Annotated in this window: 12 protein-coding genes; 3 read left to right on the forward strand and 9 right to left on the reverse strand. The window is 69.0% G+C overall.

The annotated features are described in order from the left end of the window. Positions 1 to 6: 6 nt before the first annotated feature. The gene (locus Q664_RS48810) at positions 7 to 738 is read left to right on the forward strand and encodes a hypothetical protein (protein WP_043413557.1); all 732 of its coding nucleotides are present in this window, start codon (positions 7 to 9) and stop codon (positions 736 to 738) included. Here the strand turns inward: Q664_RS48810 and Q664_RS48815 are convergent, their stop codons facing one another. The 3 genes from Q664_RS48815 to Q664_RS48825 are packed head-to-tail and all read right to left on the reverse strand — an operon-like array spanning position 739 to position 2,707. After that, positions 739 to 1,536 carry an energy transducer TonB gene (locus Q664_RS48815; protein ID WP_043413560.1) on the reverse strand — a complete coding sequence of 266 codons (798 nt, stop codon included), beginning with the start codon at positions 1,534 to 1,536 and terminating at the stop codon, positions 739 to 741. Between the two features lie 16 nt (positions 1,537 to 1,552). Further along, positions 1,553 to 1,987 carry an ExbD/TolR family protein gene (locus tag Q664_RS48820; protein WP_043413562.1) on the reverse strand — a complete coding sequence of 145 codons (435 nt, stop codon included), beginning with the start codon at positions 1,985 to 1,987 and terminating at the stop codon, positions 1,553 to 1,555. A gap of 3 nt (positions 1,988 to 1,990) precedes the next feature. Continuing rightward, the gene (locus Q664_RS48825) at positions 1,991 to 2,707 is read right to left on the reverse strand and encodes a MotA/TolQ/ExbB proton channel family protein (protein WP_043413564.1); all 717 of its coding nucleotides are present in this window, start codon (positions 2,705 to 2,707) and stop codon (positions 1,991 to 1,993) included. Positions 2,708 to 3,185: 478 nt separating this feature from the next. Here Q664_RS48825 and Q664_RS48830 point away from each other — a divergent pair, with 478 nt between their 5' ends. After that, entirely contained in the window at positions 3,186 to 5,447 is a 2,262-nt protein-coding gene (locus Q664_RS48830) for a M4 family metallopeptidase (RefSeq protein ID WP_043413567.1), read from the forward strand. Between the two features lie 461 nt (positions 5,448 to 5,908). On the opposite strand, the gene Q664_RS53810 is transcribed toward Q664_RS48830, so the two are convergent. The 5 genes from Q664_RS53810 to Q664_RS48855 form a co-directional block, all read right to left on the reverse strand. Further along, positions 5,909 to 8,839, reverse strand: coding sequence for a DUF4215 domain-containing protein (locus Q664_RS53810; RefSeq protein ID WP_084610977.1), 2,931 nt, complete (start codon positions 8,837 to 8,839; stop codon positions 5,909 to 5,911). 26 nt (positions 8,840 to 8,865) lie between these two features. Then, the gene (locus Q664_RS48840) at positions 8,866 to 10,122 is read right to left on the reverse strand and encodes a hypothetical protein (protein ID WP_043413569.1); all 1,257 of its coding nucleotides are present in this window, start codon (positions 10,120 to 10,122) and stop codon (positions 8,866 to 8,868) included. 8 nt (positions 10,123 to 10,130) lie between these two features. Next, complete coding sequence (locus Q664_RS48845; RefSeq protein WP_043413573.1) at positions 10,131 to 13,190, reverse strand: serine/threonine-protein kinase; 3,060 nt, start codon at positions 13,188 to 13,190, stop codon at positions 10,131 to 10,133. 240 nt (positions 13,191 to 13,430) lie between these two features. Further along, positions 13,431 to 15,104, reverse strand: a complete 1,674-nt coding sequence (locus Q664_RS48850; RefSeq protein WP_043413576.1) for an NHL repeat-containing protein — start codon at positions 15,102 to 15,104, stop codon at positions 13,431 to 13,433. A gap of 66 nt (positions 15,105 to 15,170) precedes the next feature. Continuing rightward, complete coding sequence (locus Q664_RS48855) at positions 15,171 to 15,557, reverse strand: SET domain-containing protein-lysine N-methyltransferase (protein ID WP_235217176.1); 387 nt, start codon at positions 15,555 to 15,557, stop codon at positions 15,171 to 15,173. A gap of 302 nt (positions 15,558 to 15,859) precedes the next feature. Between Q664_RS48855 and Q664_RS48860 the strand changes: the two genes are divergently transcribed. Next, a complete protein-coding gene (locus Q664_RS48860) occupies positions 15,860 to 17,641 on the forward strand; it encodes a M20/M25/M40 family metallo-hydrolase (RefSeq protein WP_043413583.1) in 1,782 nt (593 codons plus the stop codon). 85 nt (positions 17,642 to 17,726) lie between these two features. On the opposite strand, the gene Q664_RS48865 is transcribed toward Q664_RS48860, so the two are convergent. Beyond that, positions 17,727 to 19,280: an Hsp70 family protein gene (locus Q664_RS48865; protein ID WP_043413587.1), complete on the reverse strand. Its 1,554-nt coding sequence runs from the start codon at positions 19,278 to 19,280 to the stop codon at positions 17,727 to 17,729. Between the last annotated feature and the right edge of the window lie 59 nt (positions 19,281 to 19,339).

The raw sequence follows: 19,339 nt of genomic DNA on the forward strand, positions 1-19,339 counted from the left end.
CACTCGATGACGGAGAACATGAAGGGACTGCTGCTGGATGACCGCTGGGCGCCTGTCACTTCGGAGATGGGATTCCTCGAGGCCGGTGCGGAGCACGCTGCCCGTGCCTTCGCGGCGTGGCAGGCAGGGTTGTTTGTGTCCCGTGGCATCTCCGTCGAGGTGCGCTCTGTGTCGGGCGGCTTTCTGGAGCAGGCTCTCTCCTCCCTGCTGCCTTTGACCGATGCGGAGAGGCGGAGGTACCTCTTCATTCCGACGCGCAGCCCCTGGACGGCGTATGTCGACAACGGATGGCGGGGAACCGATGTCTTCAGCCCCGTGTCCTACATGGCCGAGGTGTTGGGCTGCCGAGGCTTGCGGGTGGTCGCCGTTCCCAACACCCTCCGCAAGGACAAGGGCCGCTATGGAGCGGTGATGCTCGATGTGTATGGCCCCCACCGGACGGCCTGGCTCAACTACGTGCGCGCCCTGGGCGTGTCCAATGACGGGGGGCGCTGGGTGTTCGATCAATCCGGCGAGCCCTTCCCCTTCGAGAAGCTGGAGCAGTACCAGGCGCGCCGGGTGAGGGACCGCTTCACCTTCGACATGCTCAAGGACTACCTGCGCCACCTGGGGCTGTCCCCCTTCGAGGAGGACTTCTACCTGCCGCGGGGCGCCCCCGCGTGGCTGGTGGAGCGCAAGGGCCCGGTGCTCCCCAATCACAAGGAGTACACCCTGGCCCAGGTCCGGGCGGACTTCTGATCAATCCAGCACGAAGGTGTACGAGTACTTCATCTCCGTGGAGACGGGCTCCCCGTTCTTGATGGCGGGCTTGAAGCGGAAGCGCATCAGGGCGGTGCGCGCGGCCTCGTCCAGCCCGTAGCCGAGTCCCTTGACGATGGTGGCCTTCACCACGCGGCCCTCGTTGTCGATGGTGATGGACAGCGTCACCGTGCCCTCGATGCCGGCGCGCCGGGCCTCGTCGGGGTAGGGAATCTTCACTTCGGAGGCCACGCTGGGCTCGGTGTCCACCTGGTACACCGGCACGTACTTGGGCGCCGAGTAGGCCTTCACCTCCTTGGGGTCCACGGCCTTGTCCCCTGTCTTGCCGTACAGGGTGTTGCCCACCGGAGCGGCGAAGCCACCCGCGCTGGTGGTGGAGGACATGGAGATGCCCACCACCAGGGGCACCGGCTTGGAGGGCTGCTCGGGCGGAGGCGCGTCGTTGGGAGGCGGAGGCGCCGCGTCGGGAGGAGGCGGCGGGGGCGGCTTCTCGGCCTGGGCCACCTTCACCGGCGGGGGCTTGGGCGCCACCTTCGGCTTGGGTGGAGGCGGCTTGGGCTCCTCCTGGGGCGGAGGTGGCGGTGGGGGCGGCTTCGCCACCTCGACCATCACCATCTCCAACGGGCGCTGGGCCGGAGGCGGCGTGCGCTCCCGCACGCGCGACAACAGGAAGAATCCCGCGCCGTGCACCCCGAGGGACACGAGCAGGAAGAGCAGCACCGCCCACGACGAGTCGCGGCGGACGGGCATGGGTGGGTTGATCGCGGCCTGGCTCATGGCCCTGGGACACCCCTCATGGCGCCGCGGGTGCAGCCGCGGGCGCCACGTCCTTCTCGATGTTGAGGGCGAACTTCGCGATGCCCTCGCCCTTCACCACGTCCAGGAGCCATATCACCCGGGCGTAGGGCAGGCTCAGGTCCGCGCTGATGAAGGCGCGCGTCTCCTTGTCCTTCGCCAGGGCCTCGGCCACCTTGCGCCGCAGCTCGCCCTCGCTCACCTCCGCGCCGTCGAAGAAGAGCTTGCCCTGTTTGTCCAGCACCACGTTGACGAGCCCCTGCACCGATTCCCCGCCGTTGGCGGCCCGGGGCAGGTCCACCTCCATCGTCTCGCGGACGATGAAGTTGGCCGTCACCATGAAGATGATGAGCAGCACCAGCACCACGTCCACCAGCGGCGTGACGTTGATGCCAGTAATCTCCTCGTCGTTGTCCTGAGCGCCGCCGGCCATGACCTAGCGCGCCTCCCCGGACGCCACGGCGCGAGGGGCGCCCTGGCCCCGCTCGGCGCGCAGGCTGCCCACCAGCGCGTGGCCCAGCGCGTTGGTGCGCGAGGTGAGCGTCTTGAGCTGACGGTTGAAGACGTTGAAGGCCACCACCGCGGGGATGGCCACCGCCAGACCCACCGCCGTGGCCACCAGCGCCTCGGAGATGCCCGCCATCACCGTCTGCTGCATGGCCGCGCCCTTGGCGTTCATCTGACCCAGGTCGTTGAAGGCCTTGATGATGCCGAGCACCGTGCCGAACAGACCGATGAAGGGCGCGTTGTTGCCCAGCGTGCCCAGGAAGGACAGGTAGCGCTCGTACTGGGGGCGCTCGCGCGCCACCGTGTAGGCGATGACCTCCTCCACCGCGTCCGCGCCCTGCTCCACCGAGGCGAGGGCCTCGCGCAGCACGGCGGCCTCCATGCCCTTGTGGTTGGCCACCGCGGTGCGCACGGCCTCCAACTCACCGCGGGCCAGCCGCACGGCCAGCTCCTCGGAGTTGGGCAGCCGGTGCGTGGCGAAATACACGGCCCGCTCCAGCATCAGCGCGATGGAGAGCACCGAGAGGATGACCAGCACCCACAGCACCCACTCGGCGCTGGTGAGCGTCACGCCGAGCAGCTTGCGGCTGAGCCAGCCCAGCTGCTCGTTGTGGCCCATCTGGGCCAGGAGAACGAAGGACGTCATGGAGACCTGTGATGGCTGGAGGGGTGAGGCGACGCTTCCCATTCTTCCTCATCACATCGAAAGTCAAATGAATCAGCCACCTTGGCTCTTGCCTCCCCGGTTGCTACCAGGCCGTTACCCACCCGCCGGGGCGCCGCTCGGGAATGGACGCGCCGGCCGGAGGTTGCGCGGGCGATGAGGGTTCCACCCCTCCCGGCGGGCCGGGGTCGATAGGGACCTCATCGCTCTCCCGGTGTCCAAATCCAGGACAGTCCGTCAAATCGTTGCATCATCAATTATTACGCGTACTTGCACCCACCTTTGTCAAGAGGGGTTACACGGAGGGCGCGGGAGCATGGGACATTCATGCTCCAGTGCGTCTTCCCGGAAAGTGCGCCTGAGAGGGGAAGGGCGGGAGTTCGGGGTTCGGTATGACTCCTGCTGAGGGAGAGCCCGGCTGCGATGGCATCTCCGCCATCGGCCAGCAGGAGGTCCCCCTTTGGTTCGTAATCGGATTCTGGCTGCACTCCTCTCGCTGCCCCTGGCTGCGTGCGCGGTGGAGGACTCGAACGAGACGCTGACGGAGAAGAGCACCGACAGCGTTGGTTCTCTCTCCTCCGCTGACGTGAAGGCGGCGCTGAGCGCCATCCCCGGCGCGCAGGTGCTCGGCAAGCACGAAGACGGTGTGGTGCCGTACTTCGTGCGCGGTGACTTCGGTTCCGCGGGCGAGTCGCTGCGTGGCCTCGCCGCCCGCGACGCGAGCGCCCGCGTGGGTGACGCGCTCCACCGCATCGCCCCCATCTTCCGCCTCCAGGCCGCGGATCTCGTGGTGCGGCGCATCTCCGTGGATGAGCAGGGCCACAGCCACATCCGCTATGCCCAGACGCAGAACGGGCTGCCGGTGGTGGGCGGTGAGCTCGTGGTGCACGTGGACCAGGACGGCCGCATCTACGCGGCCAACGGCTCCGCGCGCGGTGGCGAGCTCGCCCCCACGCAGGCGCGCATCTCCGGTGAGGCCGCCCGCGCCGCCGCCCTGGACAACACCGTGGGCCGCCGTCTCGCCACCGAGGGCGAGGCCCGCCTGGTGTACATCCGCTCCGAGAAGGACAGCCGCCTGAAGCTGGTGCACGAGGTGGTGGTGACGGGCGAGGGCCGCGACCTGCCCATCCGTGACCGCGTCTACGTGAACGCGCTGACCGGTTCGGTGGAGGCCGTCAACTCGGACATCCACGCGGCGCAGAACCGCGCGGTGTACTCGGCCAACAACGGCACCTCGCTGCCCGGTACCCTCCGCCGCTCCGAGGGTGGCGCGGCCACCGGTGACACCCACGTGGACGACAACTACGGCCACCTGGGCACCACCTACCAGTGCTACTACCAGAACTTCGGCCGCGACTCGTACAACAACGCGGGCGCGCAGCTGCGCAGCACGGTGCACTACAGCACCAGCTACACCAACGCCTTCTGGAACGGCAGCCAGATGGTGTACGGCGACAGCAACGGCACGCAGTCCGCGCCGCTGGGCAAGTCGCTGGACGTGACGGTGCACGAGCTGACGCACGCGGTGACGAGCTCCGAGTCCAACCTCACCTACGCCAACGAGTCCGGCGCGCTCAACGAGGGCATGAGCGACATCTTCGGCGCCTACTGCGAGGCGTGGACGAAGAGCTGGGTGACGGACGCGGCGGTGTGGATGGTGGGCGATGACGTGTGGACGCCGGCCACCCCGGGTGACGCGCTCCGCTACATGGCCAACCCCACGCAGGACGGCTCGTCCTACGACTACTACCCCGAGCGCTACACGGGCAGCTCCGACAACGGCGGCGTGCACTGGAACTCGGGCATCGCCAACCTGGCCTTCTACCTGCTGAGCGAGGGTGGCACGCACCCGCGCGGCAAGACGACCACGGTGGTGACGGGCATCGGCATCCAGAAGGCCGGCGCCATCTTCTACAAGGCCAACGTGGACTACATGACGGCCTCCACCACCTTCGCCCAGGCGAAGACGTACACCGAGCAGGCCGCGACGGCGCTCGGCTACTCCACGGCGGAGGTCGCGTCCGTGACGGCCGCCTGGACGGCCGTGGGCGTGGGCGGTGGCACCACCCCGCCGCCGACCTGCACCACGCCCGTCGTGCTCGCCAACGGCGTGAGCGTCACGGGTATCTCCGTGTCCGGCAGCGCGTGGAGCTGCACCTACACGCTGGCGGTGCCCGCGGGCGCCACCAACCTCGCGTTCAACCTGAGCGGTGGCACGGGTGACGGCGACATGTACGTGAAGTTCGGCTCCGAGCCGACCAGCTCCTCGTACGACTGCCGCCCCTACGCGGGTGGCAACACGGAGGCCTGCACCTTCGCCGCTCCGAGCGCCGGCACGTACTACGTGAAGATCTACGGCTACTCGTCCGCCTCGGGCATGAGCCTCAAGGGCTCGTACACCGCGGGCTCCGGCGGTGGCGGCCCGGTGAGCGAGACGGCCAGCGGCTCGGTGACCTCGGGTCAGAACGTCTTCCACGGCGGCTTCAGCGTGGTGCCGGGGACGCAGTTCAAGGCGGTGATGACGGGCACGGGTGACCCGGACCTCTACGTCCGCTTCGGCGCCCAGCCGACCACCTCCAGCTACAACTGCCGTCCGTACCTCTCGGGCGCCTCCGAGACGTGCGACCTGACGGTGCCCGCGGGCCAGACCAGCGCGTACATCATGGTGCGCGGCTACACCTCGGGTACCTACAGCCTGGCCATCAACTACACCCGGCCGTAGCCGCGGTGAGCAGGATGGACTGTTGAGCGGGCGGCTCCCCACGAGGGGGGCCGCCCGTTGTCTTGCGGGGTGCGCCCGGGTGCCCACGAAGCTCGTAGCGGGAAGACCCTCACCCCAAGCCATCGGAAGAAGGTCCGTGCAGGGGTCTCTGCTCGGCTCGAGGGCGGGAGGGACCCCTCCGGGCCCGGTCTCGCCAAAGTTGTCCAACAGTTGGACAAGTTCGTGAAGAGCGCGCCCGGGAGGCGGGCTGCACTCGAGGCAGTGACTTGCGTAGACGGTGCGGACAGACCCACCCCTGAAAGAACCGTGTTCCGCTGGCATGGCCCTCTCCCAGGAGAGGGGACATCCACGGGCTCTCGGACCAAGGCGGGGGGCGGAAAGGAGACCGCCGGCCACGTCCTGGCGCGCTCGCGTGACGAGCGCCAGGCCGCGCCGGCGGCTTCACTGCCGGAATGCCGCGCCTACGGCGTTCCGCAGACTCCTTCGGGCAGGCACTCCAGGCTGGGGTCGCAGTCCGTGTTGCTCTTGCACCGCGTGCCGGAGGGGCAGTCGTAGCCGCTGCCACCGGCCATGCCGTTGACCTTGAAGTCCAGGGTGCTGTTGACGGACTCGGTCATGGCCCGGTTGCCGAACGAGCCCTCCTTCTTGTGCGTGACGGTCACCGTGCTGCCGCTGGCCACCGCCGTGATTTCGAAGGGAACGGTCACCTTCGTGTTGATGGCCGTGGCGATGAAGTTGGCGATCTGGTCCGCCGTCGCCGAATCGGTGTAGGCCACCTGCACGTTGCCCGCGGAGACCCCGCCTGCGAACTCGTCGAACTCGAAGGTCACCGTGGTGCCGTTGATGCCGTCGGTGATGGTGAACTTGTCCTTGTCCCTGAGCTTCGAGCCCGCGGCGGCGGTGATGGTGCCGGTGGCCTTGGTGAACTGGGTACGGTTGCACGTGAGGCTGCAGGTGCCGCAGGCATCGGCGTTGCCGTCGTCGCAGACCTCGGAGTTGGTGACGCGCCCGTCTCCGCAGTACGGGCCCGCGAGCGGCAGCTCCGCCGCACAGGTCGCGTTGCACCGGATGCAGCTCGTGGTGCCGTAGGGGCACTCGGTCTCCGTGGTGGTGTTGCCGTCGTCGCAGACCTCGCTCACGTCGTTCTTCAGACCGTCACCGCAGTAGCGGCCCGTGAGGGGGCGCACGGCGGAGCAGGTCGAGTTGCAGGTATTGCAGCTCGCCTCGCCATAGGGGCACTCGGTCTCGTTGAGGGTGTTGCCGTCGTCACAGGCCTCGCTGGGGTCGTTCTTCGCGCCATCGCCGCAGTAGCGGCCCGTGAGGGGAAGGAAGGCCGAGCAGTCCGCGTTGCACATGTTGCAGCTCGCCAGGCCATAGGGGCACTCGGCGTTGTCGATCTTGTCCCCGTCGTCGCAGACCTCGCTGGGGTGGTTCTTGAGGCCGTCACCACAGAAGGCGCCGGTGAGGTTGAGGGGGGCGGTGCAGTTGGCGTTGCAGGTGGTGCAGTTCGCCTGGCCATAGGGGCAGGTGCCCTCGTTGACGTTGTTGCCGTCATCGCACACCTCGCTCGCGTCGTTGCGGGCACCGTCACCGCAGTAGCGGCCCGTGCGCTCGATGGGGGCCGAGCAGTCCGCGTTGCACAGCGTGCAGTTCTTCTCGCCGTACCTGCACTCGGAATCGGTGATGGTGTTGCCGTCGTCACAGGCCTCGCTCGGGTCGTTCTTCGCGCCATCACCGCAGTAGCGGCCCGCCAGGTTGAGGGGCGTCGAGCAGGCCGCGTCACAGGCCGAGCAGGTCCTGGTGCCGTAGGCGCACTCGGTCTCGGTGGTGTTGTTGCCGTCGTCGCACTTCTCGCTGGCGTCGTTCGTCGAGCCGTCACCGCAGTAGCGGCCCGTCAGGTTGAGGACGGAGGAGCAGGTGGCGTTGCAGTAGGTGCAGGTGCGGGTGTTGTACGAGCACTCGATTTCGGTGCTGGTGTTGCCGTCGTCGCAGGCCTCGGTGCGGACGGGGCCGTTGACGTTGATGCGGCCATCGCCGCAGATGTTGGGCTGGCAGGTGCCGAGGCAGTCGTCGTCGTTGGAGGTGTTGCCGTCGTCGCACTTCTCACCCGCGGCGGTGTTGAGGGTGTTGTCGCCACACAGGGGCGGCGTGCAGTCGTTGTCGCAGTAGGGCGAGTTGGGGCCGTCGTCGCACTGCTCGCCCGCGGCCGTGTTGAGGTACTTGTCGCCGCAGGCGGCCGGCTTGCAGTTGGCGTTGCACGTCAGGGTGTCGCCGCCGGTGTCGCAGATCTCCCCCAGGGCGCCGTTGACGTGGCGGTCACCGCAGTAGGGGATGGTGCAGTCGTTGTCGCAGGTGACGGAGTTGGCGGGGGTGCCGTTGTCGCACTGCTCGCCAGCGGTGGAGTTGATGATGCCATCGCCGCACCGGCGCGTCGTGCAGTTGGTGTTGCACTCGGCGGACTCGCCCCGGGTGTCGCACTGCTCACCGGCGGTGCGGTTGAGGATGCCGTCGCCGCACAGGCGCAGGGTGCAGTTGGCGTTGCAGTTGACGGACTCGCCCGCGTCGTCGCACTGCTCCTCCGGATCGCGCACGCCGTTGCCGCAGCCCTCGCCGGACAGACAGTCGGAGCTGCAGCCGTCACCACTCACGATGTTGCCGTCGTCGCAGAACTCGCCGACGGAGACGTCCTTGATGCCGTTGCCACACGTCTCGTTGGACTTGCAGTCGGAGCTGCAGCCGTCGGCGTTGACGTTGTTGCCGTCGTCGCAGACCTCGCCCTTGGCGGTGTCCTTGTAGCCGTTGCCGCAGCTCTCCTGGGACTTGCAGTCGGAGCTGCAGCCGTCACCGCTCTCGTTGTTGCCGTCGTCGCACTTCTCGTTCTTGGCGGTGTCCGTGTAGCCGTTGCCGCAGCTCTCCTGGGACAGACAGTCCGCGCTGCAGCCGTCACCCGAGCGGTTGTTGAAGTCGTCGCAGACCTCGCCCACGGCCCGGTCCACGATGCCGTTGCCGCACAGCTCGCTGGACTTGCAGTTGGCGCTGCAGCCGTCCCGGTCCCGGGTGTTGCCGTCGTCGCAGACCTCCTCCTTGGACACGTCGACGACCTGGTTGCCGCAGATTTCAATGGACGTACAGGTGCGGTTACAGCCGTCGCCGTCGACGATGTTGCCGTCGTCACAGGCCTCGCCCTGCTGGACGACACCGTCACCACAGTCCGTCTTGATGCACACGTCCTGCCGGGCGGCGCACTTCTGTCCGGTGGGGCAGAACAGGCCGGAGGGGCACTGGACGCTGGTGGGCTCGAAGCAGGAGGACAGGACGAGGGGGAGGGCCAGGAGCGCCAAGGCGAGCGCGGCGATGCGGCCGTTCATCTGGAGAGGCGGCTGTCGTCTCATGGGGGGCTCTCGGAAGGGGGGGGATTTCAGAAACGGAAGGTGGTGAGGATGCCGCCCGTGCCGCCGCCCACGAGGGGCGCGACACTCACGGTCTCCACCTTCTTCTGGGTGGGGTCGATCTGGAAGGGCTGGGGCTGGTTGATGAAGACGAGCACCACGCCGGTGACGAGCGCGGCCCCGCCGAGGGCGTACCCGCCCATGGCGAGCGCCTGGTAGGTGTTGCCCCGGTTGAGGGTGGCATCGAGGGCGGGCGTCAGGAAGCACCCCCCGCACTGGGTGACGCCGGCATCGAGGGCGCGCAGGTTGTCGCGGGCCTGGAGGTGGAGCCAGCCACTGCCCGCGCCCACGGCCACGCCCGCGCCCACCACCGCCCAGGGCATCCACGCGGCCCACTTGCGCCGGTACTCGATGAGGTCCTCGGAGGTGAACATCTTCAGTTGGAGGGTCGCCGTCTCACCGGGCAGCAGCGTGCGGCTCTGGTCGGTGGGGAGGAAGCCCTCCTTGGAGGCGACGATGCTGTGCGCGCCGGGACGCACCAGCCCCGTGTACTTGCCGGGGGCCACGAACAGCGTCTGGCCATCCATCGTCACGGTGGTGCCGGGCGTGTCACAGGAGATGTCCACCCGGGCGAGCTGCCGCTCCATGAGCGTCTTGTAGTTGCGGGCGTACTCGTACTTCTCTGTCTCCAGGGGCGCGGGGCCGAAGCGCAGCGCGGCCACCAGTTGCTCGTGCACCTCGACGGGCTGGTCCAGGTTCATCAGCGCCAGGGCCAGGTTGTAGTGGATGGCCGGGTGGGGCCACGCATCGAGCGCCTGGCGGTACTTCTCCACGGCCTGGACGAAGACGGACTCCTTGAGCAGCGCGTTGGCGGCCTGGAAGAGCGCCATCGCGGCCTTCTGCTGCTCCGGCGACACGCCCTTGGCCCAGGGCCGCTCCCCGGCCGGCTCGGGAGGGGTGGCCGCCTGTGGCTGCGGGGCGGGGGCCGGAGGCGTCAGGTCGGGCGACGCGGGCGAGGCGCCCAGGGGCGCGTCGGAGGCGGCGGGGAGGCCGGAGCGGGCCGCGTCATCGGCGGGGGACTCCACGGCCCCGGGCCGCTGCTTGCCGCCCCGTTGCTTGGAGCCGGGCCGCTTCGCTCCGGGCTTCTTCGCACCGGACAGCTTCGTGCCGGCCTTGCGCACCGCCGGGGCCTTCTGCTTGCCGCGGGGCGTCTGGGCCTCCGCGGGCAGGGTCCACAGCGCGAGGAGCGCCGCGGACAGGGTGAGCGCGAACCTGGACCTGTTCATCACCGTTCTCACTTCAGGACCTCGATGACCGGACTGCCGAGCTGGGACTGCAGGCGCTGGGCGCGCTCCTGCTCGCGGCGCAGCAGGTTGGCGAGGCTCTCCGCCGCCTTGATGGCCTCTTCCTTGGCCAGGCGCGCCTCCCGCGCACTGTACTCGGCGCGCCTCTTGGCGCCCTTGGCGCGTGTCTGGGCCTCTTGCGCCCGCTCGAGCGCCAGCAGCAGCTCGTCGTTCTTGCTGAGCAGCTCCTCGTTGGCGAGCGCCACCTGCTTGTTGGCGGCCTCCGCCGCCTGCTGCGCCTTCTGACGCTCCAACTCCTTGGCTTGCACCTCGGCCAGCCGCTGCTTGGCCTCGGTCTCGGCACTGCGCGCCGTCTGCTCGGCGGTGCGCGCCACGGCCTCGGCCTTGATGGCCACCTCCGCCTGACGCTGGGCCTCGCGCTGCGCGTTGCTGATGACCACCAGCGCCACCACCGCCGCGATGACCAGCAGGCCCAGGAAGGCCGTGCCGCCGAAGAGCAGCGCCTTCCTCAAGCGCTTGCCCTTCTTCGCCTGCGCGAAGACGGACGCCAGGTAGTCCTGCTGCAACCGCGGCAGCTCCCCTCGGAAGCGCCGCTGGAAGCGCAGCGCCTCCTCCACCATCTCGCCGCGCCACAGCAGGTTGTTGTCGAAGTTCTTCGCCTGCCACTGCCGGGCCGCGTTGCGCAGCTGCTCGAGGAAGCCCGCGTCCTCCTGGCCCTCGTCCAGCCAGCGCTTGAGCGTGGGCCAGCTGTGCAGCAGCGACTCGTGGACGATCTCCACCGTCGCGCCCGTGGCCCCGCCTCCCGTCTGCACCACCAGCAGACGCGCCTGCACCAGGTGATCGATGAGCCGCGACATCTCCCCCGAGTCCTTCGTCAGCTCGCGCAGCTCGTCCACCGACACGATGGCGCGCGTGCGCTCGGGGGTGACGAGCCGCAGGAAGACGGCGCGCACCAGGGTGCGCTCCGCGTTGGACATGCTCGCGAGCACGCTGTCGGCGTGGGTGGCGAGCGCGCCGGCGATACCGCCAATGGACTGGTAGGCGCTCTCGGTGAGCAGCTTGTTCCTGGTGTCGCGCGACTCCCACAGTTGGGTGGCCGCGAACTGGAGCAGCGGCAGCGCGCCCTGGCTGGCGTCCAGGTGCTCCAGCATGTTGTCCACCATGGCCGGAGTCTCGAACTGGTAGCCGGCCATCTCCGCCGGCTGCACCAGGGCGTCCCGCAGGCCATCTCGGTTGGGCGCGGTGAGGAAGTAGAGCCCCTGGCTCAGCTCGCCCATGAAGCGCTCGTCCTCGGGCACCCGGTCCAGGAAGTCCGAGCGGATGGAGAGCACGACGCGGATGGGCGAGGTGGCATCGTCCGCGATGCCCGACAGGCACGCCGTGAAGGCCAGGCGCTCCTGTGCATCCGGCACCAGCGTGTAGAGCTCCTCGAACTGGTCGATGAAGAGGAGAATCTTCCGGCGCTCGCGGCGGGCGCGGCTGCGCAGCAGGCTGCCCACGTAACCGGGCTCCGCGTGCAGGCGCTCGACGAGCCGCTGCTGCTCGGCGATGTCCTCCTCCACGGTGGTGGAGGAGCTCACCAGCGGGGCCACGATGTTGGCCAGGGCCCCCAGCGGGTTGCGGCCGGGACGGATGACGAGCGACTCCCAGGCCGTGCCGGAGCGCTTGAGCACGGGCACCAGGCCCGCGCGCACGAAGGAGGACTTGCCCGTGCCCGAGGGGCCGACCACGGCCAGCAGCGGCCGGTCGCTGATGCGGTTGACCAGGGCGGCGATTTCGCGCGTGCGGCCGAAGAAGCGGTCCGCGTCCGCCTCCTGGAAGGAGCTGAGGCCCGCGTAGGGGCTCTCGTCGATGCGCAGCTCGCGGCTGTAGCGCCCGGGGAGGAAGGGCTCCAGCGCCTTGAGCAGCGTGTTGGCGTCCGGGAAGCGCTCGTCCTTGGGCTTGAGCAGACACCGGTCGATGACGGCGGCCAGGTCCGGCGGCACGTCCGGCACCACGCTCTGCAGGCGCGGCATCGCCTCGTCCATCATCGCCGTGACCATGAGCTGCGGACCGCGCAGCGGGTCCAACGGGTGCTTTCCGGCGATCATCCGGAACAGCATGATGCCCACGGCCCAGATGTCCGCCCGGTGGTCGATGGGCACGCCGATGCCCCACTGCTCCGGGGCCATGTACGCCATGGTGCCCATGATGGCGCCCCGGCGGGTGAGGTTGGAGACGTCCTCGCCCAGCTCGTGCGCGGAGGGCAGGTGGGGCTTGCCGTTGCCCTGGGCCATCAGGCCCTCGTTGGGCTCGTCCCCCTGGAGCACCTTGGCGATGCCGAAGTCGAGCACCTTGATGGCGCCCGTATTCGTCACGACGATGTTCTCCGGCTTCAGGTCGCGGTGGACGATGCCCTGCTCGTGGGCGCACGCCAGCGCGCGCACCACCGGCACCATCAGCTCCACCGCGCGCGAGGGGGGCAGGCGCTGCTTGCCCATCACCTTCATCAGCGGCTGGCCCTCGAGGTACTCGAGCACCATGAACGGGCCGGCCTGCGACTCGCCGACCTCGTAGATGATGACGATGTTCTCGTGGCTGCAGCGCGCCGTGGTGCGCGCCTCGAGGATGAAGCGCCTGGTGACGTCCGCGTCCTGCGTGTGCAGGAACTTGATGGCCACGCGCCGGCCCAGCCGCGTGTCGCGCGCCAGGAAGACGGTGCCCATGCCGCCGCTGCCCAGCTCGCGGATCAGCTCGTAGTGCTGGATGCGCGTGCCGGGCCTGAGTCCGTGGCCGTCCAGCTCCCCGGGGCCCGTAAGGCCCGAGCCCGAGGGGCTGGACCCGGAGAAGCCCGACCCCGAGAGCCCCGAGTTCGAGTGTCCCGAGCTGGAATGCCCCGAGCTGGAATGGCCCGAGCTGGAGGGCCCATCCCAGGTATGGGGCTGCGCCTGCGGCACGGGCGTGAAGAGCGACTCCACGTCCGCGGCGATGGTCCGCTCGTCCATGTCCGCGTCCACCACCACGGAGGGGTCGGCGGACCAGCTCAAGGCAGCTGCTTCGTTCTTCTTCATCAGGCGACGTCCCCTACGAAGCATTCACGCTCGGGGAGTGCTCCAGGGCGACTTCGCCAGTTGCTCCGGCTCAGGGAGCTTCCAACGTCATCCCCTTTTCTCCCCATGATTGTACGTAATCATACATGGAGGATGGAATTCGGATAGTCCGTGACCCCGAGGAACCAGCGCTTCCTCGGAAAGTGGAGGTTGGCCGGCGGGGAGGCAGCCGGGCGGACGGGCAGACGGGCGAGGTAGGATTCAACGGCTGGTGAAAACGAGGACGCGGTTGTTGCTGGCGTCCGGCACCACCACATGGGGCCATGCCAGGAGGATGCCGGCCGGCTGGCTGAAGCCGCTGGCGTTCGGAGGCGAGGCCTCGGTGTCGGAGGTGAAGTCCGGCTGCCCGAGGACGAGCTCCGCCGCCACGCCGTTGGCGGTGGGGAACTGGTTCCACACCAGCACCCGGTTGTTCTGGTTGTCGGCGACGAAGAGCTGCAGCCCGGTGGAGGCGATGTAGGAGGGAATCCGCAGGCTGGACGCGGTGGTGCCGGTCGCACGCGAGGTGAAGTCGGCCTGTCCGAGCACGACGTCCGCGGCCTGCCCGTTCTCGGTGGGGAAGCGGTTCCAGAGGAGCACGCGGCTGTTGGCGGTATCCACCACCGCGAGGCGGGTGCCATCCGTCCACACCCCCGTGGGGCTGAAGAGCGTGGAGGCGGAAGGCGTGGCGTCTTCCGTGCCGTCGCCCGTGGCGTCATTGGGGGCGCAGGACTCGAACGACTGCTGGCCGAGGACGAGCTCCGCCGGGGCCGCGTTCGCGGTGGGGAAGGTGTTCCACACGAGGACGCGGTTGTTGCCGCTGTCCGCCACGAGCACCTTGCCGTGGCCGAGGAACACGTCCTTCGGGAGGCGGAGGTCATCCCGGCCGCAATCCTCGGCATGGGTGTCCAGGGCGGGCTGGCCGAGCACGAGCGTGGGCGTGGCCCCGGTGCTCGCGGGAAGCGCCGGGTAGAGCAGGACGCGGTTGTTGCGATAGTCCGCCACCGCCAGCCGGGTCCCATCGCTGGCGAGGCCCGCGGGTCCGTCCAGGTTTCCCTGCCCGCTGCCCGCTTCGACGGAGGTGAAGTCCGGTTGTCCGAGGACGAAGGCCGCGGAGGCATCGTTGGCCGAGGGCACGCCGTTGAAGCCGAGGACGCGGCTGGAGTTCTGGTCCGAGAGGTAGAGCCGCCCGCCCGCGAGCACCGGGTTGCCCAGGGGACCATCCAGGGTGTTGGCCCCGGCGCTGTCCGCCTGGTGCGGGAAGCCGCTGGTGAAGTCCTTCTGGCCGATGACGACGCTGGCGGCCTGGTGGGTGTCCAGCGTGTACCAGTCGAGGCAGCGGACCGAGAGGTTCGTCACGTCGCCGGCCACCGTCCCGGCTCCATTCGAGAGGGTGCAGCGCTGGCCCGCGGGGGACGTCTCCACCCCCACCGAGTACGTGGCGCCACGTGGCAGCTTCGTCGTGAAGGTGAAGCCTCCATTCGCGGTGACCTGGAGCCGCTCGCTTCCGAGGCTCAGCTCGAGCGCCCCGCGCAGGCCCTCCACCGTGCCGCCAACCGAGTACGTCCTCGCCGCGCAGCGCACCTGGACGGAGCTCACGTCCCCGCCGGCCACCTTGCCGGTTCCGCCTTCCACGGAGCACTCCTGCTCCGCGGGCGCGCTGGCCACCGTCACCGCGTAGTCGCGCCCGTCCTCCAGTGGCGTCTCGAACGAGAACGGCCCGTTCGCGCTCCGGGTGAGGCTCTGCTGCCCGTTGAGCTGGAGGGTGAGGGCGCCACCGGAGAGCCCGGAGAGCGTTCCGCCCACGCTGTACTTCGCGGGGGGGGCGGGGGTGGGCTCTTCGCAAGCGGCCACCAGCGTGGCCAGGACCAGGACTCCAAGACGACCCATGCGCATGCCAGGGTTTATGTCACGGGCCCCGACGGAGCGACAAGCCGCGCTCCCCGCGGCCCGGCCCGTGGCTCAGGGCATGTCCTGGCCGCGCGTCTTCCACCAGTTCTCCCCGTAGCTGATGCACAGCTGCTCGCCGGCCTCGATGTCGCGCAGGGCGTAGAAGGTGAAGACGTCCTTGGGCGAGTGGCCCTTCTGGTACCCCCGGTAGTACGACACGTTGGGGTCCTGCGAGTGGTTGTAGATCATCCCCGAGCCCATCACGATCGCCACCCACTCGCCGCCACGGTCCTCCTCGTGCGGGCCCCACTCGATGTTGAAGACGTAGTCGGACAGGGCGGAGCTGCGCACGGTGCGGAAGGGCACCTTGAGGTAGTGGGCCTCCTCCAGGATGGTCCCCTCGGCAATGGCCACGTCCGTGAAGACGCCATAGCCCCACTCGCACGGTCTGATCTTCAATCCCGGGTGGACGAAGAGTGCCTCTCCTGGCTGCATCCTTGGAAACCCTTCCTGGCGGAGGCCGCGTGCTACCACAACGGCGGACCGCCAAGGGCCCGGGATTGCTTGAGCCCGCAAGCATGCCGCGCGGCGGCATCTCCTCCCGGGTTCTCCCCGAGCCGGTTTTTCACACGACACTCCAAGTTATTTCCCGATGCGCCCTGGGTGCAATAAGTTCGCGTATTGGCGGATAAGTCTGCCTTTCCTGTGAACCGGACAGATTCGGTTCGCGGAACCCCCGAAGGAAGCGCCAGGAGAAGCGTATGGCAATCAGGAAGTTTGGAACGGTCGTCGCGATGCTCGCATGTGCCGCCCCCGCGTTCGCGGAAGCAGCCCCCAAGGAGAGGGAAGTGTGGATCACCATCGGGGCGGACGCGCTGGAGCCGGCGCGCGCCTCGTTCCAGCAGAAGGGCCTGACGCTGCCGGCGCCGGCGCTCGAGAAGGGCGGAGTGGCGGTGCTGCGCGTGCGCGAGTCGCAGCTGGAGACGCTGGCCGCGGCGATGCACGACAAGCTCAACCGGTGCGCGGGCTTCATCGCCCATGACACCGAGGAGCAGGCGCTGGCGGCCGTGGAGGGCTCCACCGCGCCGCAGCCCCTGGCGTCGCTGGTGAGCTACACCCTCAACAACGGCCCGTCGGTGAACGCGATGCTGAGCGGCGTGCAGGAGCTCAACATCCGCAACACCATCAACTACCTGTCCACCACCTGGACCACGCGCCGTTACAACCTGCAGTCGGGCATCGACGCGGCCAACTGGCTGAGGAGCCAGTGGAGCACCATCGCCAACGGGCGCAGCGACATCTCGGTGGCGCTCTACACGCACGCGAGCAGCACCTCGCCGCAGCCGTCCGTCATCGCCACCATCACGGGCACCACGCACCCCAACGAGGTGGTGGTGATCGGCGGGCACCTGGACTCCATCAACCAGAGCGGCTCCACCGCCGCGGCGCCGGGCGCGGATGACGACGCCTCGGGCGTGGCCTCGCTCACCGAGGCCTTCCGGGTGGCCGTGGCCAATGGCTACAAGCCGGCCCGCACGGTGAAGTTCATGGCCTATGCCGCCGAGGAGATTGGCCTGCGGGGCTCGGCGGACATCGCCAACTGGCACAAGAACAACTCGGTGAACGTGGTGGGCGTGCTCCAACTGGACATGACCAACTACAAGGGCTCCAGCTACGACTTCGGCATGGTGACGGACAACACCAACGCCGCGCAGAACTCCTTCACCACCAGCCTCATCTCCACGTACCAGCCGGGGCTGACCTGGACGAACATCACGTGCGGTTACGGCTGCTCGGACCACGCCTCGTGGAACAGCGCGGGCTTCCCGACCTCGATGCCCTTCGAGGCGACGATGAGCACGGACAACCCGCAGATCCACACCTCGGGCGACACGCTGTCGGTCACGGGCGGCACGGCGGCCAACTCGGTGAAGTTCTCCAAGCTGGCGGTGTCCTTCATGGGTGAGCTGGCCAAGGGCGCGACGACGGGCAACACGCCTCCGCCGGTGGACGGCGGCGGGGGTGGCGGGACCGTCAACACGGCCACCTACGACGCGACGCTCAAGGCGCCCCGGTGCACGGCGGCGGGCGCGGGCTGCGACTCGGGCACGCTGCTCAACGGCCGCGGCGGCCTGGGCCCCGAGGTGAACAAGCCCAACACCATCAACGCCTCCTGCACGGACGGCGCCTCGGGCACCTACCACTCGGACGAGTCCAATGACCGGCTGAAGGTGGCCACGGTGGACGGGACGAACCTGAAGGCGGGCAAGCAGGTGACGGTGACGGCCACGGTGTGGGCCTACTCCGCCACGTCGGACACGCTGGACCTGTACTACGCGGCCAACGCGAGCAGCCCGTCGTGGGTGCTCATCGGCTCGTACAAGCCGAGCGGCTCCGGGGCGCGCACCATCACCGCCAACTACACGCTGCCCACCGGTACCAACCAGGCCATCCGCGCGAACTTCCGCTACCAGGGTTCCGCGGGCACGTGCACCACGGGCTCGTACGACGACCGCGACGACCTGATCTTCACGGTGCAGTGAGGTGTCACCACCCCTCTCCCCCCGGGAGAGGGTCGGGGTGAGGGTGCTGCTCACCCCGGGTTGAATCCCGCCCCGGAGCCGTGGCTCAAGAAGCCGCGGCCCGGGGCGCTCTCATTTGAGGGCTCGCGTCGACGATGGGAGCGGGGACGGGCTTGCCATCGGCGCCGACGAGATAGGTCCGCAGCACGAAGTCCTGGCCCATGTGCAGCTCGAGCCGGGGAGCGCCGCCGCGGCGCCACTCGGGGCCCACCTGGAGGGTGCCGAGCACCTCGCGGTCCACACTGGTGGTGTCCAGGGACTCGAAGACGAGCACGGGCAGCGGGGTGGGGCCGGGCGGAAGGGCTTCCAGGGACACGGACTTGCGGCAGGGCACGGGGGTGTTGGAGGGGATGACCTCGTGGGTGACGCCGCCGGGGAGCATGACGCTGATGGGCATGGGTACCACGTCCATGAGGCCGGTGCCGCCGGGCCGGGACAGGTTGCGGCCGAGGATGGCGGCGCCCACCGCCACGCCCAGCTCCGGGTGCACGTCCTTCTCCGAGGAGAAGCGGCGGAAGTGCGACAGGCGCTCGCGGATGGCGGGCATGCGCGTCTGGCCGCCCACCAGCACCAGCTCGTCCACCTGGGCCGGCTTCAGGCCCGCGCGCTCCAGCACCTCGTCACACGCGGACACGGTGCGCTCGATGAGCCGGGACGTCATCTCCTCCAGCCGCTTGCGCGTGAGGCGGAACTGGAAGTCCAGGAAGCCGCCGTCCGGCCCCTGGGTGATGCAGGGCACGCGCAGCTCCGCCACCTCCGCCCTCGAGAGTTGAATCTTCACGGACTCGGCGGCGAAGACGAGCCGCTGCATGACGATCTTGTTGCCGCGCAGCTCCACGCCGTGCTGCTGGCGGAACTCCTCGGCCAGGTGCTCGACGATGCACTCGTCGAAGTTGGCGCCGCCGAGGAAGGCGTCACCGCCGGTGGCCAGCACCTTCACCACCCGGTTCTGTACGGACATGAGCGTGGCGTCGAAGGTGCCGCCGCCCAGGTCGAACACCATCACCGTCTGCTCCGGGCTGCGCAGGTTGGCGTAGTAGAGCGCCGCGGCGGTGGGCTCGTTGATGATGGCGCGCACCTTGAGGCCCGTGCGCTCGGCCGCGTAGCGCACCGCCTCGCGCTGGCGGATGCTCGCGTGGGCCGGCACGGTGAGCACGCACTCGGCGAAGGGCTCTCCGGCGGCGTGGTTGGCCAGCGTGAGGATGTGCCGGAGGATGAAGTACGCCACCTCGTTGAGCGGCGTCACCCGGTTGTACACCTTCACGGCGCAGTAACCGTCCGTGCCCTCCACCAGGTTGAAGGCGAAGCGCTCCCGGTGCTTCTGCACGTACTCGGACTGGTAGCGCCGCCCGAGGAAGCGCTTGCTGCCGAAGATGGTGTGACGCGGATCATCGATGATCTGCCGGCGCGCGGCCGGGCCGACGATGGCCTTGTCCGCGGCGTGGTACCAGGCCACGGACGGGAGGATGAAGTTCTTGTCCGAGACGGACACCAGCTTCAGCTTCCCCTGACGGTCGAAGAACGCCGCCGCCGTGTTGGTCGTGCCGAAGTCGATGCCGAGGATGGGGCCACTCTGGGGGGCACTCTTGGGGGCACTCATAAAGGGGGGGGCCCACTCTAAACGAAGCGGGCGGACATCGCATGGATGCCCGCCCGCTC

This window comes from Archangium violaceum Cb vi76 (genome assembly GCF_000733295.1).
Classification (GTDB): Bacteria; Myxococcota; Myxococcia; order Myxococcales; family Myxococcaceae; genus Archangium; species Archangium violaceum.